Source organism: Streptomyces sp. NPDC023723 (assembly GCF_040639815.1).
GTDB lineage: Bacteria > Actinomycetota > Actinomycetes > Streptomycetales > Streptomycetaceae > Streptomyces.
Genome location: NZ_JBFAAP010000053.1, coordinates 1 through 15,076, shown reverse-complemented (window position 1 = coordinate 15,076; position 15,076 = coordinate 1). Strand labels below are relative to the sequence as shown.

16 protein-coding genes are annotated in these 15,076 nt (G+C 70.5%); 14 read left to right on the top strand and 2 right to left on the bottom strand.

What is annotated here, in order from left to right:
• The first annotated feature begins 19 nt into the window (after nucleotides 1–19).
• Nucleotides 20–829 carry a helix-turn-helix transcriptional regulator gene (locus AB0G32_RS33415; RefSeq protein WP_361172095.1) on the top strand — a complete coding sequence of 270 codons (810 nt, stop codon included), beginning with the start codon at nucleotides 20–22 and terminating at the stop codon, nucleotides 827–829.
• 26 nt (nucleotides 830–855) lie between these two features.
• Here the strand turns inward: AB0G32_RS33415 and AB0G32_RS33410 are convergent, their stop codons facing one another.
• Nucleotides 856–1,416, bottom strand: coding sequence for a carbonic anhydrase (locus tag AB0G32_RS33410; protein WP_253827921.1), 561 nt, complete (start codon nucleotides 1,414–1,416; stop codon nucleotides 856–858).
• Nucleotides 1,417–1,527: 111 nt separating this feature from the next.
• Here AB0G32_RS33410 and AB0G32_RS33405 point away from each other — a divergent pair, with 111 nt between their 5' ends.
• Together AB0G32_RS33405 and AB0G32_RS33400 are read left to right on the top strand one after the other, a co-directional pair.
• Nucleotides 1,528–1,953: a MarR family winged helix-turn-helix transcriptional regulator gene (locus tag AB0G32_RS33405; RefSeq protein WP_361172091.1), complete on the top strand. Its 426-nt coding sequence runs from the start codon at nucleotides 1,528–1,530 to the stop codon at nucleotides 1,951–1,953.
• A 67-nt stretch (nucleotides 1,954–2,020) separates the two neighbouring features.
• On the top strand, nucleotides 2,021–2,845 hold the full coding sequence (locus AB0G32_RS33400) for a DUF5655 domain-containing protein (RefSeq protein ID WP_361172088.1): 825 nt from the start codon (nucleotides 2,021–2,023) through the stop codon (nucleotides 2,843–2,845).
• Between the two features lie 96 nt (nucleotides 2,846–2,941).
• Here AB0G32_RS33400 and AB0G32_RS33395 read toward each other — a convergent pair whose 3' ends face one another.
• The gene (locus AB0G32_RS33395) at nucleotides 2,942–3,688 is read right to left on the bottom strand and encodes a site-specific DNA-methyltransferase (protein WP_361172085.1); all 747 of its coding nucleotides are present in this window, start codon (nucleotides 3,686–3,688) and stop codon (nucleotides 2,942–2,944) included.
• Between the two features lie 580 nt (nucleotides 3,689–4,268).
• On the opposite strand from AB0G32_RS33395, the gene AB0G32_RS33390 reads away from it, so the two are divergent.
• The 11 genes from AB0G32_RS33390 (at nucleotide 4,269) to AB0G32_RS33340 (ending at nucleotide 14,866) form a co-directional block, all read left to right on the top strand.
• Entirely contained in the window at nucleotides 4,269–5,414 is a 1,146-nt protein-coding gene (locus tag AB0G32_RS33390; RefSeq protein ID WP_361172082.1) for an NlpC/P60 family protein, read from the top strand.
• Nucleotides 5,415–5,502: 88 nt separating this feature from the next.
• Nucleotides 5,503–5,811: a DUF6112 family protein gene (locus tag AB0G32_RS33385; protein ID WP_361172161.1), complete on the top strand. Its 309-nt coding sequence runs from the start codon at nucleotides 5,503–5,505 to the stop codon at nucleotides 5,809–5,811.
• Entirely contained in the window at nucleotides 5,811–6,497 is a 687-nt protein-coding gene (locus AB0G32_RS33380) for a hypothetical protein (RefSeq protein WP_361172079.1), read from the top strand. Before AB0G32_RS33385 ends, AB0G32_RS33380 begins: the two co-directional genes overlap by 1 nt.
• Before the next feature lie 28 nt (nucleotides 6,498–6,525).
• The gene (locus AB0G32_RS33375) at nucleotides 6,526–7,899 is read left to right on the top strand and encodes an ATP-binding protein (protein WP_361172076.1); all 1,374 of its coding nucleotides are present in this window, start codon (nucleotides 6,526–6,528) and stop codon (nucleotides 7,897–7,899) included.
• Nucleotides 7,900–8,034: 135 nt separating this feature from the next.
• Nucleotides 8,035–9,501: an SCO6880 family protein gene (locus AB0G32_RS33370; RefSeq protein ID WP_361172073.1), complete on the top strand. Its 1,467-nt coding sequence runs from the start codon at nucleotides 8,035–8,037 to the stop codon at nucleotides 9,499–9,501.
• Nucleotides 9,502–9,524: 23 nt separating this feature from the next.
• A complete protein-coding gene (locus AB0G32_RS33365) occupies nucleotides 9,525–9,977 on the top strand; it encodes a DUF6238 family protein (RefSeq protein ID WP_361172070.1) in 453 nt (150 codons plus the stop codon).
• Nucleotides 9,978–10,002: 25 nt separating this feature from the next.
• Nucleotides 10,003–11,508: an ATP-binding protein gene (locus AB0G32_RS33360; protein ID WP_361172067.1), complete on the top strand. Its 1,506-nt coding sequence runs from the start codon at nucleotides 10,003–10,005 to the stop codon at nucleotides 11,506–11,508.
• A 33-nt stretch (nucleotides 11,509–11,541) separates the two neighbouring features.
• Nucleotides 11,542–12,003, top strand: coding sequence for a hypothetical protein (locus tag AB0G32_RS33355; RefSeq protein WP_361172064.1), 462 nt, complete (start codon nucleotides 11,542–11,544; stop codon nucleotides 12,001–12,003).
• A gap of 89 nt (nucleotides 12,004–12,092) precedes the next feature.
• A complete protein-coding gene (locus tag AB0G32_RS33350) occupies nucleotides 12,093–12,728 on the top strand; it encodes a hypothetical protein (RefSeq protein WP_361172159.1) in 636 nt (211 codons plus the stop codon).
• A 132-nt stretch (nucleotides 12,729–12,860) separates the two neighbouring features.
• A complete protein-coding gene (locus AB0G32_RS33345) occupies nucleotides 12,861–14,006 on the top strand; it encodes a hypothetical protein (protein WP_361172060.1) in 1,146 nt (381 codons plus the stop codon).
• Nucleotides 14,007–14,104: 98 nt separating this feature from the next.
• Nucleotides 14,105–14,866: a hypothetical protein gene (locus tag AB0G32_RS33340; RefSeq protein WP_361172057.1), complete on the top strand. Its 762-nt coding sequence runs from the start codon at nucleotides 14,105–14,107 to the stop codon at nucleotides 14,864–14,866.
• Nucleotides 14,867–15,076 lie beyond the last annotated feature (210 nt).

Sequence of the window (15,076 nt, the reverse complement as noted above, 5' to 3'; positions counted from 1 at the left end):
CGTGGCAACGATCCGGCACATGACCTATCAGCCCGCCGAGCGCGGGGCCTCGAGGGTCGAGGTAATGACGTTCCAACGGCTCCGGGACATCAATGACCGCGGCACGCAACGAGCCGATTTCCACGTCCTCGCTCTCGTCGACGAAGGGGAGGGCACGGTCACGGTCGACTTCGTCTCCCACCCGCTCTCGGCGCGGACCGCGGTGTGGATCCCGCCCGGCGCGGTGCACCGCTGGGACGACATCAACCGCGTCGCGGGGCACCTGGTGCTCTTCGTCCCGACCGCGCCGGTGACGCACCGCACGCGTGAGCTGGTCGCCTCTCCCGATCTCGCCGCCCGGTGGCCGGTGCCCGCCGAGTCCTGGCCGTTTGCCGACGCGGCACGCAGGCACCTTGTCCTCGAGGCGGCAGCCCTGGCCGAGGACCCGTCGACGGAGCTGCCCGAGATCCTGCTGTCCGCACTGATCACCCGCCTCGAGCCCCCACATTCCGAGGCGCGCTCGGCGAACCCGACGTTCCAGCTGTTCCGCGCGAGCGTCGAGGCGCATTTCCGGACCCACCACGACGCCGGTTACTACGCCGCGACGCTCGGGTTCGCCCCGCGCACCCTGAACCGGGCAGTGCAGCAGGTCACCGGGCGTACCGCGAAGGCGTACATCGTGGAACGGATCGTGCTCGAGGCGAAGCGCCTGCTGGCCCACGAACGCGTCACCGCGGCGCGATGTGCGAGCGAACTCAGGTTCCCGGACCCGTCGAACTTCTCCCTCTTGTTCCTGAAGGCGACGGGCCTGCGCCCAGGCGCCTGGCAGGCGGCGACGATCCTCGACTGACCCGTCGGCGCTCGCCTCCCGCTCGGCTACCTGCTGGCCGGCGCAACGGGTTCGGCGGCGGTCTCAACGACGTGTTCGACGACGGTCTCGACGAGCCCGGTCTCCAGCCGCAGCACGTATCCCGACACGGACGCGAGGACCTCGCTGGTCATCAGTGGGTCGCCGAGGAGCTTCTCGACGTCGCGCTGCACGGTCGCGGCCGGGTCCGTGACCGCACGCTCGGCGAGCACGGTGTCGTCGCCTCCGGTGCGCTCTGCGAAGGAGTGGCGGAACGCCGGGTCGGCGAGCAGACCGGTGCCGCACTGCGTGTGATGCACGATCGCGACGTCCATCCTGACCCCGAGCCGCACCGCCAGATATGCGATGTCCTCGGTCACCCGGCCGTCTACGCGTCCGCCCGTGTTCCGCAGCACTCCCGCTTCCCCGGGTCCGAGCCCGAGGAAGCCCGCCGGCTCGACTCGCGGATCGGCACAGACCAGTACCAGCGGCAGCCGCTCCGGCATCGATTCCGGCATCGCCAGCCGGGCGAGGTCGACGTTCGCCGCGAAAGCCTGGTTGCGCTTCAAGAACTCGTCGAAGTCCGACACGATTCCTCCATGTGGTGTATCTGCAACAGTGAGCGTGTCGGCTACACTACATACGAGGAGGTGCATATGCAACACCAGGGATCGGAAGAGGTACGACGGCAGGCTCTGTGGATGGCTGACCGGTGTCTCGGCAGGCGCATCGCGCGGTTGCAACGGCTCGTCTCGCGGCGCTTCGAGGCGGAGTTGCGGGAGTCGGGACTCACTCTGCCGCAGGTCGAAGTGCTCTCCGAGATGGCCGTCTCCGGCGAGCCCGTCCGCCCGTCGGAGATCGCCGGCTGGCTCGGCATCGAACGCTCCACGATCAGCCGGAACCTCGACCTGCTCGCCCAACTCGGTTACGTCCGTGCCGCAGAGACCTCGGCGACCGGGCGAACGACCCGTGTCGTCGTGACCGACGCCGGCCACCAGGCACTGGCGGACGCCCAGCCCGCCTGGGAACGGGCGCAGGCATGGATCAGCGGCGCGGTCGACGAGGACGCCGTCGACGCACTCGACCGCTGGCTCACCGCCCTCGAACTCGCCCCACGGCCCCGCTGACCACGAACGTCCTACCCGGAGGCTGCGGCGACCACGGTGCCCGCCTGCTCAAATTCCGGATTTTTTGGTGCCCGACCCACTGAACGACACCGGCCGGTGCGCTCAGCGTCACGGACATGTAGTCTACGAATCATCGCAGTTCAGAGCCGGTATCCGGGCTCCTGCGGTCGGTAATGTCGAGTTCAAGAAGGGCTCCGACAGCGGCATGCTGTCGCAAGCGGTCTCGTATCTCTCCTGGTTGGAGTCGGCACACCACGAGTTCGAGGCGCTCGTGCGCAAGGTGCTGGGCGCGGAGGCCGCCGAGTCGATCGACTGGCGTCGTCCGCGGATGGTCTGCATCGCGGACGGCTTCTCTCACCACGATCGCGTGGCCGTGCAGCGGCTGCCCGAGTCGATCGACCTGGTGCGCTACCGCCTCTTCGAGGGCGGCCTGCTGAGCCTGACCCTCGTCGACTCCTCGCCCAGCTTCCCAACCGCCGCTACGTCTCGGCGGAGACGGCGGCGGGACACGACCGTCAGCAGCGCGCCGGCGGCACCAGTGACTCCTTCACTGGTGGGTGTCGGTCTTGTCCCGGAGTGCCTGCGGGACCTGTACGCGGAGCTGGACGACGTTCTCACGGCGTGGGGCGAAGTCGAGGTTGCTCCGCTGCGGCACTACATCGCCTACCGGCGGTTGGTGAACGTGGCGTCGGTGCTCTTCCGTCCGAAGCACAAGGCGATCCTGGTCTATCTCAGACTCGACCCGGATTCGGTCGAGCTGGTGGAGGGCTTCACTCGGGACATGCGCAATATCGGGCACCTGGGGACCGGGGACCTGGAGGTGCGGCTTACCTCGGCGGCCGACCTGGAGACGGCGGCGCCGTTGATCCGGCGGACGTTCAAGGCGGCCTGACGCAACGAGGAGGGCGGCTGGTGCATCGGTTACTCGATGCGCCAGCCGCCCATCGGCATCTGCGTCCCGCAGGCCCCGGGTGTTCCGCTCTCATGGTCATGCCTCCGGCCCGGCCAGGTCGAAGTCGTCCTGCGTCAGCTCGGCGCGGAGCCGCTGCTCGGCCACGTCGGCGTAGTGGGAGGACAGCTCGACGCCCACAAAACTACGTCCCTCCCGCAGTGCCGCGATGCCCGTGGAGCCGCTGCCGGTGAACGGGTCGAGGACGACGCCGTCTTCGGGGCAGACCTGGACGAGCTGCTGCATGATCTCGACCGGCTTCTGGGTGATGTGGACGCGGCCCTTGCGGGGCTGGGAGGCGATGTAGTGGCCAGGCAGGTAGAGGTCGCGGGTGTGGTCGAGGGAGCCCTTCACGCCCCAGACGATGAACTCGGCATCCTGCTTCGGCCCGCCCTTCCGGGGCCGGCTCGCCGGCTTGATCCAGGGAATCGTCCCTGACCACGTCCAGCCCGCCATCTGCAGGGCATCCGTGGTGGTCGGCTCCTGGCGCCAGTCGGTGAAGACCATGGCGACCGAATGCTCGGTGGCCGCCCGGTACGCCTCGGTGAGCAGTTCGGTGAGCCAGGAGCGGTAGGAGCGCTGGTCGCGGTTCTCGCCGGGGAAGTTGGCGAGGTCGTGGGCCGAGTTGCTGGTGACGTACTTGGCTCGCGCGGTGCGGCCGGTGCGGTCCGCGCTGGTGCGTCCGCCGGAGTTGTACGGGGGGTCGGTGATCACGGCGTTGACGCTCTCGTCCGGGAGGGACTTCAGCACGGTGAGGGCGTCGCCTCGGTGCAGCGTGTAGCTCATGGGTAGGGCCTCTTTCAGGGCACAGCGGGGTCTGGGCCCGCTCCGGACAGCACTCAACGGTGTGCGTCTGGGGCGGGGTTGTGCCGGAGGTTAGCGGTGATCTCCGGCCGGTCCTAACGAGGTGGACCGCGCTACGAGTCCGGTTCCGGAAGACGTTTGGTGCGGCCGGAATCCCGGTCTACTGTCTCGCCGTGTCACCGGGCGGGGCCCCTCTCCCACCCCCGTTGATCTGTGCTTATCCGCGCTGCCTCGTCCAATCGAGCAGTAGTGGGAGCACGTTGCCCCATGCGTCTGCGAGCGCCTTCTGGAGGTCCGTTGTACTGCCTGAGATTACGAGCGCGGCCGGCTGCCGCGCGTGACCTGAAACCGGCGTCCGGGAGCTACCGACTCCCGTGACCCGGGCCCGCCCGAGCGGCGGATGCACATCAGCGCGGTGCCGACGGCTTTGCACGAGAAGTCGGCACCGCGTCTCCTACGAACGCCGAGGAGCCGCTGCGATGCAGCACGCCCTGATACATCCGCGCCCTGATCCTCCGCCGTCACCGGGCGAGCGCCGCCGCCTCGGTGGACGGCGGCGACGATGAAGAAGACCACCGGAGCCCTCCTGGGTCTGTGCGCGTCCGGTCCGCTGCTGCTGGCCGTTCCGGTTCTCGCCATCGGGGCCGGAACCGCCTCGGCCTCCTGCTCGGCCGGCGGCACACAGGCTGTGGATGCCGCCGCCGTCGCCACCCAGGTGGAGGCCATCCTGGACGGCGGCGACACGGGCTCGGTCTCCGTGCCGGGCCTCGGCGACCCGGCCGAGCAGGTGCCCAACGCCAAGACGATCCAGGCCACCGGCGTCGCGATGAACGTCCCTGCCCGGGGGCAGGTCGTGGCCCTGGCGACTGCCCTGCAGGAGAGTGGCCTGCGGAACCTGACCTACGGCGACCGCGACAGTCTGGGCCTGTTCCAGCAGCGGCCCTCGCAGGGCTGGGGAACGGCGGAACAGATCCTCGACCCTGTGCACGCCTCGACCAAGTTCTACGAAGGGCTTCAGAAGGTTTCGGGCTGGCAGTCGCTGTCCATCACCCAGGCCGCCCAGGCTGTGCAGAAGTCGGGGTACCCCGAGGCATACGCGAAGTGGGAGCCGTTGGCCACCGCCCTGCAGAAGGCCATCGAGCCGCTGCTGTCGAAGACCGACGACGGGTCGCCGAGTCCTTCATCGTCCGGCTCGTCCGGCACCGAGGAGGCGTCGCTCAGTACCGCGGGCGGCTGTTCGGCGGACGGGGACGGGACCGACTTCGGCACCATCCCGGCCGGCGCGGTGCCGGACGAGTACGAGATCCCGGCCGACGCTCCCGCGAAGGTGCGGACGGCGATCCGGTGGGCGCTCGGCCAGCTCGGCACGCCGTACCAGTGGGGCGGGACCTGCACGGACTCCCACGGTACGGCCGCGATGGGCCGGTGCGACTGCTCGTCCTTGATGCAGCAGGCATACAAGGCCAGCGGGGTCACGCTGACGCGGACGACGTACACGCAGGTCCAGGAGGGCAAGGCGGTTTCAATCGACGCCCTTGAGCCGGGTGACCTGCTCTTCACGGAGGGGACGGCCGCCGTGCCCGAGCACGTCGGCATGTTCATCGGGCAGGGCCTGATCGTGCACGCCCCGCACACCGGTGACGTGGTCCGCATCACGACCCTCGCGTCCTGGAAATCACAGATTCTCGCGGCCCGCCGAGTCGTCTGACCGGCGCTTCGCCCTTCTCCCCTTTTCCACGCATCGCCGCTTCGCCTCAGCGGACTTTGGCGTGCGCTTAATCGAACTGGAGTGCGTAATGTATCTAACTGACCAGGTCATCCAGCTCGCCTACGATCCCGGGATCAAGCCGAACGAGGGTGGTTTGCCGGGTCTGTCCGTCCTCAAGCAGGTGATGGGCTCGATCAATCTGTTCGGCCTCGTCGCCGTGGTCGGCGCCCTCGCCGTCAGTGCGGGTGTGTGGGCCTGGGGCCACCATTCGGGCGGTCACCAGGCGGAGGCCAACGGGAAGAAGGGCGTGCTGGTGAGTGCCGGCGCGGCCCTTCTGATCGGCGCGGCGAACGGCACGGTGGCGTTCTTCAGCACGCTGGGTTCGCAGGTCCACTGATGCCGTCACACTCCTCGAACTCCGGCGGCGCATCTCGCGTGCGCCGCCGGGCGTTGCTCGGCACCGTCGTCCTGGTGGTGCTCGTCTCCGTGGCCGGCCTGGCCGCCTACCTCACCCGCGGCGGACGGGCCTCCGATACCCCCGCTTCCCCCTCGACTTCGCCCTCGGTTGTTTCCCCGTCCGCGTCGCCGTCCGGGTCAGCCGCGCCGCACACCGGTTCTCGTGCCCTGCCGGTCCCGCCGAAGACCAGCGATCCGATCACGTTCGGGAAGGCGGCTGCAGCGGCGCTGTGGTCGTACGACACCCGCGCGTACTCGCGGACCGAGCTGCGGCAGGCTCTGCGCGGGTGGCTGACCACGGAGGCGAAGTATGCCGATGCGGACTCGGTCGAGGAGGTCGTCCCTTCGGCCGTGCTGTGGAAGGAGATGGCCGCCAACGGTCAGTTCGCCACCGCCAAGGTGAACGAGGGGCACTTCCCGGACGCGTTCACCCAGGCCCTTCAGGAAGACCCCGGCGCGATCACTCAGGCGTACGTCTACGCCGTCACGGTCTCCGGCAAGCAGTCGATCGCCTGGAAGGGCTCGCCCGCCGGCGGTGCGGAGAGCCGCACCACCACCCTCGCCGTCCAGTGCCGGCCCGACCATCCCTGCGCCCTGGTCGGCGTCATGCCGTCCGTCTCCCCCTGACCCCTCACATAAGGAAGGAGGTACCACCATGGCAGTCTGCGACCTTCCCCTGATGGACAAGGTGTGCGGCGCCGTCGACTTCGCCACCAACCCCGCCGGCACCGTCACCGACGGCATCGGCGCGTGGATCGCAAAGTCGGCGGGCGAACTCGCCGCCAGCGCGGCAGATCTCGCCGCCAAGGCCGTCAACGCGACGACCGCCATCGACCTCAACGCCGGATGGTTCCGGGACAACTACGAGCTGCTGCTGCCCATCGGGCTCGCGCTGACCGTCGGCACTTTCTGCATCCAGCTCATGTCCGCCGCCTGGCGGCGCGACGAGCGTGCCCTGGCCCAGGCCGCGATCGGCACCATGACCGGTGTCCTGTTCAGCTTCTGCGCCATCGCCTTCACCACCGTCGCCATCACCGTGGTCGACGCCCTGTCCGACGGCCTCTTCCAAGCGGCGAACACCTCCATCGACGACGCGATCCGCCGCGTGGTGAAGGTCAACCAGCTGGGGATGATGTACGGCCTGGGCTGGACCGTCCCGGCCCTGGTCGCCGTGGGCTGCGCGCTCGGCGCCTTCCTGTACTGGGGCGTCATGGTCGCCCGCAAAGTCGGTGTCCTGGTCATGGTCGCCCTCGCCGTGTTCGCCGGGGCCGGAGGCGGCTGGGAGGTCGCCAAGCGGTGGCGGCGCGGCTGGATCGAGGCCACCGCCACCCTGGTGGTCTCCAAGCTGCTGATGACCGTGGTCTTCCTGATCGGTGTCTCCGCCATGGGCAAGAGTGACGCCAGCGACGGCATGTCGGCCCTGTCCGACGCGATGGCCGGCATCGTCGTCATGGTCCTGGTCCTGCTGTGCCCGTATGCGACATACAAGTTCGTGCACTGGGCCAGCGACGGTGGCGGTCACGACGACCTGCACCGCACCGGCGTCGCCGGCCTGGCGGTCGCCGCCGGGGCGGCGAAGACTGCGGGCAGCCTGGCAATGCAGGCCGGCACCAGGACACCCGCCCCGCAGGGTCCCAGCCAGGTCCCCGGTGCGGGCACCGACGGTGTCGCCTCCGGCATCACCCCCTCCGGCGGCAACCTAAGCAAGGAGGGTATCGACGCCGGTACGCCCGCACCACAGACCCGCTTCCGTTACGGCGAGGACTCCAACGCCACCGGCGACAAGGGCCGGGCCCTGATCCAGCGCCCCGGCATCCCGCCGCTCATCACGCGTCCCGACGAGGATGAAACGGAAGGTTCGGATACGACCGTCCAGGGCGTCACCAGTAGCTCCGGTCATCCCGCCGGTGTGGCGGGGGTGGGCGGCAGCGTGGCCTCGGTGCCGCCGGTCGGCCCGGTGCCTTCGGCCGCCGGTGCTGAGACGCCGGCGAAGTGGGTGTACCCCGCTCAGCCGCCGTCGGATTCCTGACCCGCCACAACCAGGGGCGGGCCGTACTCCACGGCCCGCCCCCATCCCGCCCGACCAACAGAAAGGCCCTGCCATGCCTGCCAGAAGAACGTCGCGCGCCCCATCCTCCGTCCGCTCCCACCGACTGGAACCACCATGTCCGGCAAGCACCAGGCCCCCACGGCCACCGTGAAGTTCCCCCACCGCAGCAGGCGCGGCATCCTGCTCGGTCTGACCGCCCCGCAACTGATCGTCGCCGGCCTCGCCGGTCTGCTCCTTCTCGCCGTGGTTCTCACCCGCGGTGCGGTCGGCGCTCTGCAGCTCATCCCGCTGTGGGCCGTCATCGCCCTTCTCGTCTTCGTCCGTCACCGGGGCCGTGCCCTGGCGGACTGGGCGCCGATCGTCACCCGGTACGTCCTGCGCCGGATGCGCGGCCAGCTCATCTGGCTCACCCGGCCCTCCCGCCGACCGACCCGCGAAGGACTCCTTCACCTTCCCGGCACCGCGGCCAGTCTGCGTGTGGTCACTGCCCCCGACAGCCGGTACGGTGCGGTCCACGATCCCCACAACGGCACGCTGACCGCCGTGGTCAAGGTCTCCTCCCGCGCCTACGCGCTGCTCGACCCGGGCACCCAGCAGGCCAACGTGGGCGGCTGGGGACGCGCACTGGCCGCGCTCGCCCGCACCGGGCAGATCGCCCGCATCCAGGTCATCGAGCGCACCGTCCCGGACTCCGGTGACGCGCTGCGCCGCTACTGGGAAGAGCACGGCCGGCCAGATGCCCCCACGGCCGGCGCGATCTACAGCGAGCTGATCCAGAGCGCGGGCCCGGCGGCGGCCCCGCACGAGGCGTATGTCGCGGTGGCACTGGACACCAAGGCGGCGAGGCGCCTGATCAACCAGGCCGGCGGCGGCCTGACCGGGTCCTTCAGCGTGCTGGCGCAGCTGACCTCCACCTTCGACCAGGCCGCGCGGACCGCCGGTCTCAACCCCGCCGGCTGGCTCACCGCCCGCGAGATCGCCGCCGTCGTGCGCACCGCCTACGACCCCAAGGCCCTGGCGACGCTGGACCGGTGGTCCACCGCCGGCCGTCCCGAGGCCGAGCCCGCCGCCGCCGGCCCCGTCGTGGTCGTCGAGAAGGCGGACCACATCGCGACCGACTCGGCTGTCCACGCCACGTACTGGGTGGAGAACTGGCCCCGGACCGAAACCAGCGCGGGCTTCCTGCACCAGCTCCTGTTCACCGGCGGGGTCCGGCGCACCCTGTCACTCTCGTACGAGCCGAAGGGACTGGACGCCGCCCTGCGCGACGTCCAGCGCAAGAAGGCCAGCGTGATCGCCGATGCCGCCGAGCGGGCCCGGCGCGGCCAGGTCGACTCCGAGGCGGACTCGATCGAGTACCAGGACATCAAATCCCGTGAGCGCCAGCTCATCGCGGGCCACGCCGATGTCGCCCTGACCGGGCTGCTGACCGTCTCGGCCGACTCCGAGGACGAACTCAGCACCGCCTGCGCGGTCGTGGAGACCGCCGCCGTCGGCGCCCAGCTCGATCTCCGTCCGCTGACCTGGCAGCAGGCCGAAGCGTTCACCGCCGCCGCCGTGCCGCTCGCGCTCCCCGCTTGAGCCCCCTTCGAAAGAGCACTCCCATGTCCCGCACTGCCAGCCCGACCGCGCAGGACTTCGTGCCCTTCGCCACCGCCGCGCTGGACTTCCACCGCGCGATCAACCTCCCCGGTGGCCCGCTCGTCACCACCCGCGCCGAGCTGGACGCCCTGCACGCCCACCTCGTTTCGCTGTACGGGCTGCTCGACGCCCATGCCGCCCGCACCGGCCGGCTCGTGCCGGCCGAGGGCGACCGGCTCCGCACCGCGCGCACCCGGATCTGGCAGGCCGCCGACCAGGTCCACGCCGCCTACCACGCCGCCCCCCGGCCGGACTCCGGCGAGGTGCCGGAACCCGAGGCGTGCCGGATCGGCCTGCCCGAAGGGGCGCCGGAGCTGACCATTTGCCAGCGCCATCAGCGCACCGCCCATCTGGTGCGTCGCCGCACGACCCCGGCGGACCTGCACGCGCCGTTCACCGGCCTCGTCCGTCGCTGACCCACCCCTGCCTGGAGAACCGTTCATGTCCCGTACCCGCGCCACCGCCTCCCCCGTGTTCGTCCCCCGCAAGGCGTCGCGTGCCGAGCAGCGGGCCGCCCGAGCGGGTTTCGCCGAGGCCCGCCGCCAGGCCCGCCTCGCCGGAACACCGCCCAAGCACCGAGCCGAAGCAACCGTCGACCCGCAACTGCGGCCGGCCTACCCGGCGGCCGGCCGTCCCGGTCCGGCCTCGGCCCGGGGCGGCAAGCTCAAGCTGCCCGCCCACCGGATGACCACCGCCACCGCTTCGGGTGCCTACCCCTTCGTGGCCGAGGGCGGCCTGGGGGCGGAAGGCGTCTTCATCGGCCGGGACGTCCACGCCGAAGCAGCCTTCTGCTTCGACCCCTTCTCGCTGTACAACAGCGGCCGGATCGAGGGCTTCACCAACCCCAACGCGGTCCTCGCCGGAATCATCGGCATGGGCAAGTCGGCGCTCGCCAAGTCCATCGCCACCCGGTCGATCGCCCACGGCTACCGGATCTACATCCCCTGCGACCCCAAGGGCGAGTGGACATCCGTCGCTCAAGCTCTCGGTGGCTACAGCATCGCGCTGGGCCCAGGGCTGCCCGGCAGGCTCAACCCGCTGGACGCCCCGGCCCGGCCCGCATCCGTCAGCCAGGACGACTGGACCACCGAGGTCCGAAAGCGCCGCCTGCTGCTCCTGGCCGGCCTGGCCCGCACCGTACTCAAGCGCGACCTGATGCCGATGGAGCACACCGCCCTGGACCTGGCCCTCGACCTGGTCGTCGCCGAGGCAGCCGCCCGTGGCACGGTGCCTCTGCTCGGCGAGATCGCCCAGGTCCTCGGCTCGTCCGAGCGCCTCGACCGGGCCCTCGGCCATCAGGCCGGGCACCTCGGATCCGCCGCTCAGGACCTCGCGCACGCCCTGCGCCGCCTGGTGCACGGCGACCTCAGCGGCATGTTCGACGCCCCGTCCACCGTGGCCTTCGACCCGACCACGCCGATGCTGTCCATCGACCTCTCCCGCCTCGGCGGCTCCGGCGACGACACCGCGCTGGTCCTCGCGATGACCTGCGCGAGCGCGTGGATGGAGTCCGCCCTCGCCGACCCCGACGGCGGCCGACGCTGGGTGATCTACGACGAAGCCTGGCGCCTGATGCGCCATGTCGGCCTGCTCGAACGCATGCAGTCACAGTGGAAGCTCAGCCGCGGTCTCGGCATCGCGAACCTCATGGTCATCCACCGGCTGTCGGACCTGCTCTCGGCGGGTGACGCCGGCTCACGCGGACGGGTGCTGGCCGAGGGACTCCTGGCCGACTGCTCCACCCGCATCATCTACCGCCAGGAACCCGACCAGCTCGCCGCCGCCGCATCCCTGCTCGGCCTGACCGGCGTCGAAACCCAGGCGGTGTCCGCCCTGACCAAGGGCCGCGGCCTGTGGAAAGTCGCCGGCCGCTCCTTCATCACCCAGCACATCCTGCACCCGACCGAACGTGAACTGTTCGACACCGACGCCCGCATGTCGGCCTAGCTCAACCACCCTTATGCCTCCGGGAGTTATCCGTTGTCTTCGACCCTGTCGCAGGCGGACTACCGAGCGACCGGAAACGTCATCAGCCCAGCCGCGCGCTCCCGCGCCGACGCACCGGCCGCCGGCGGGTGCGACCGTCTCGCCGCCGCCCGGCCCGAGAAATTCGAGGAGCTGTTCTCCACGGCCATCACGGGCGACTTCGGCACAGTGGCCCGGTTGCACCAGGCGCTCGAAACCGCCTCCGAGTGGTGTCGCACCCACAGTGTCCGCGGCAGCGCCGCCGAACTGGACGTGCTCGCCGAGCGCCTGGCCGATCTCGGTGAGGAGCTGCACCTCGTGCGGGAGGGCATCGGCCACGAACTCCGGGCGCATCGAGCGGCAGTGGCGGCTCGTACCTACCCGGCCGCCTCGGCACGAAAGGCCCCCGTCGGCCCGCCGCCCGAGTCCGCTCCTCCGCTGCCGGCCCCCGCTCACTCACTGCCGTACTCACGGTGACATCAGCACAAGAACAAGGATCGATCATGACTACGTCTCCCACTTCCCCCGAACCGGCCGAGGACCGGCCGTCGGCGAACCCCGATCACCTGGCGTGGCGCCAGCACCTCCCGGCTTTGGCCTCCGCTGCCGTCGGCATCAACCAGGCGTCGGACGCCTGGGACGCGGTCTCGGACTCGCTGTGCGACGTGAACGGCTGGCCTCTCGACGAGGACGCCTACGCGGACGGCCAGGTCAAGCGTGATGCCGAGGCATGGGCGCACACCGAGGTCTTCCTTGACCACGGCCCCGAGGTGCTGGCCGGGGTACGCGCCGCTGCCAACGGTTCCGACTACGTCGAGGGGCCGATCAGCGACGACCTCCGTCGGCTGCGCGGAATCGACACCACCCTCGAACGAGCAGGTCAGCTCCGGCACGAGTGGGATCAGGTCATGGCCCTGATGGACGCCTCGCAACCGGGCTCACGCAAGCTCTATCAGAAGCGCGCGGAGGAGACCCGCAACACCGAGGGCTGGCATTACGCCCACGAGCTGTCCTACCAGGGACCGGCGCTCGTCCGGGCCGCCGAGTACCTGGCCAACCGGGCGGATGCTGAACAGCCTTCGCTGACCGAACGTGCGCGGGTGGCCCTCACCCGGTCCGCTCCCGACGCCCGCGGCGACCTGCCCGCTGCGCCCCCCGCGCCTACGACGCCGAATCCGCCGGCCCCAGGTCGTTCCCGTTGACGCTCTTAGCACTAAGTCGCGGCAGCACCAAACCCGCCGATGGCCAGATCCTCATGGAACACCGCCCCCTCCAGCCCCGCACGCCTGCGGCTCACGCCGCCGGCCCGGGGCGTCCGGCAACGGAGAAAGTCCATGCACCCCGACAACGCCCTCGTCACCTTCGAGTACGAAGGATCACGCGCCGTCGCCCGGATCAGCGGATCGTCCTTCCCGCGCGTGAACCACGCTTCCGGACAGGACCGCCGCTATGGCCACCTCACTGCTCGCCTCCGCCAGCGCGGCCTGGAGTGCACCGTCGAGTACGGCCTCAGCGACTACATCGTCCACGCCGAGCTTCCCGACGGCAGTTCGCTGATCATCTCGCCACCGCAGGAACTGCCCTCCGAGCACCCCGACTCCCCCGAGAGCTGGACGGTGACCCGCCACCGGTCCGCCGAGCCCGCGGTGCACGAAGTGATCTACGACTCGGACCCCGACGGTCCTCACGCCCAGTACGGCGGCAGCGTCCCGCATCTGCTCGCCGCCATAGACGCACGCCTGGACCGACTCGGCGTGCCTGCGCGAGCCGGGCAGAAACGATCCGCCGGGGAGCAAGCCGCCGGAGCGGTGCTCTACCGCGCCGGCTTCGTTCCCGCTGTGGCGTTCGGCGGGGAGCACTACTACCGCCTGCCCTCCGCCCTGACCGATCCGGCCGAGCAGCAACTGATGGTGACGCGGGCCTTCAGCATGCTGCAGGCCGAGGGCTTCCACCTCGCCGCCGACCCCGCCCTCCTGGTCCCCAGCTATCGTCTCGGCCGGAGCCACGAGGTGAGCCTCGGTGACCGTCTCGGGCGCCTGGCCGAGTCCGTCCTGGGGGCGACACACACGAGCGAGGTCGTCGCCTCGCTGAGCGCACTGACCGCCCCCGGCGACGGCGTCCTCCGGCGGGTCGTCGAGGTCCTGGACACCACGGCCGACTGGGGGGAGGGGCTCGGTGACACCGCCGATCACCGCTACGCGGACCGCCTGCGCCTCATCGCCGCAAACCTGGACTCCTACGCCATCGAGCTACGGGCGATACGCGATGACCTGGCCGACCGCCACACCACCCACCCCGATAAGGCCGGGGCACAGGCGAGCCGGACCGCCCCGTCGGTCTCCGCCTCCCCACGGATCAGCGCTGCTCTCGCACCCTCGCCGTCACTCGGACAGCGCACGGTCCCGATCCGCCCGCCGACGGACCCGTCCGCGCGCACCGCGCCGCCGTCCACGCGCCCCTCGCCCGCCCCCGGTCGCTGACCAACCACCCCCATGGAGACCTCCGTTGTACCGCACCGGCAGAAGCGACTCGGCCCCCGACCATCACTGCGACCGAGCCCACCCCGGATGGATCCACCATGCCCAGCCACCACGACGACGCGTTGCCCGATCTCGCCTTCGGCCACCACCCCGTCCACGGCATCGTCGCCGCGAACCCCAAGAACCTCGCAGCCAGCACGTGGATGCTGCAGGGCTTCGACTTCCACCCCGTTCCGAACCAACCGGACCTGTACGCACTGGCCGATCAGGAACGTGACGGACCGGGCCGTACGGCCCGAGCAGTCGCGCTGCTGCGCCAGTCCGGCTACCGAGTCGACGTCGACATCGCGTTCGGGCCCGCGCCTGCTTCCGATGAGGCGCCCGTCCGCGACCGGGTCCCGCTCAGTGAACCCGATGTCGCCTTCGCCGAGCATCCGCAGCTCGGCATCGTCGCGGCCATCGACGACCGTGCCTCCCGGCTCACCGAACTCGCCCTGACCGCCCACGGCTGGCGGCACAACCCAAGCCTGGACATCTACACGCTGCCCGCCACCACCGACCGGGACGAGGCCCTGGGAAGGGTCGCCGACACCACACAGTCGCTGCACCGGTCCGGTGCCCTGGTCGCAGTGCAACCCCGCCTCGCCCAGGACGTCGCCGCGCGCCCCCGGCCTGCCGCCACAACGATCGCATCGCCTGAACGCGGCCAGGGTTCTGCCCGCCCATCTCCGCTCAGCGCCACCGCGCTCGCCACCAGCCCGACCCGAGCCGGCCTCCCGGGCAAAGCACCGGCCCCCGCCTCCCCCACTGCGGCGGCTCAGCCAGTCGACCCCCGCATCACGTTCTCCCGCTTCCGCTGACCCAACTCTCGTAAGGAGCGTATTTCATGGCCCTTGCTGGTAAGCCCAGCTGTCGGAACCGGCGGAATAGGCAGGTCTCGCTCGCTCAATGCCAGCCCCGGCAAGTCAACGGCCTCTTAGACGTCATTTCATTTGGTGAGTCTGCGGTGGCATATGAGGGTCGCGGCGATGGCGGTGAAGGCGAGGAAGTGTTCGGGCTTGCGTTCGTAG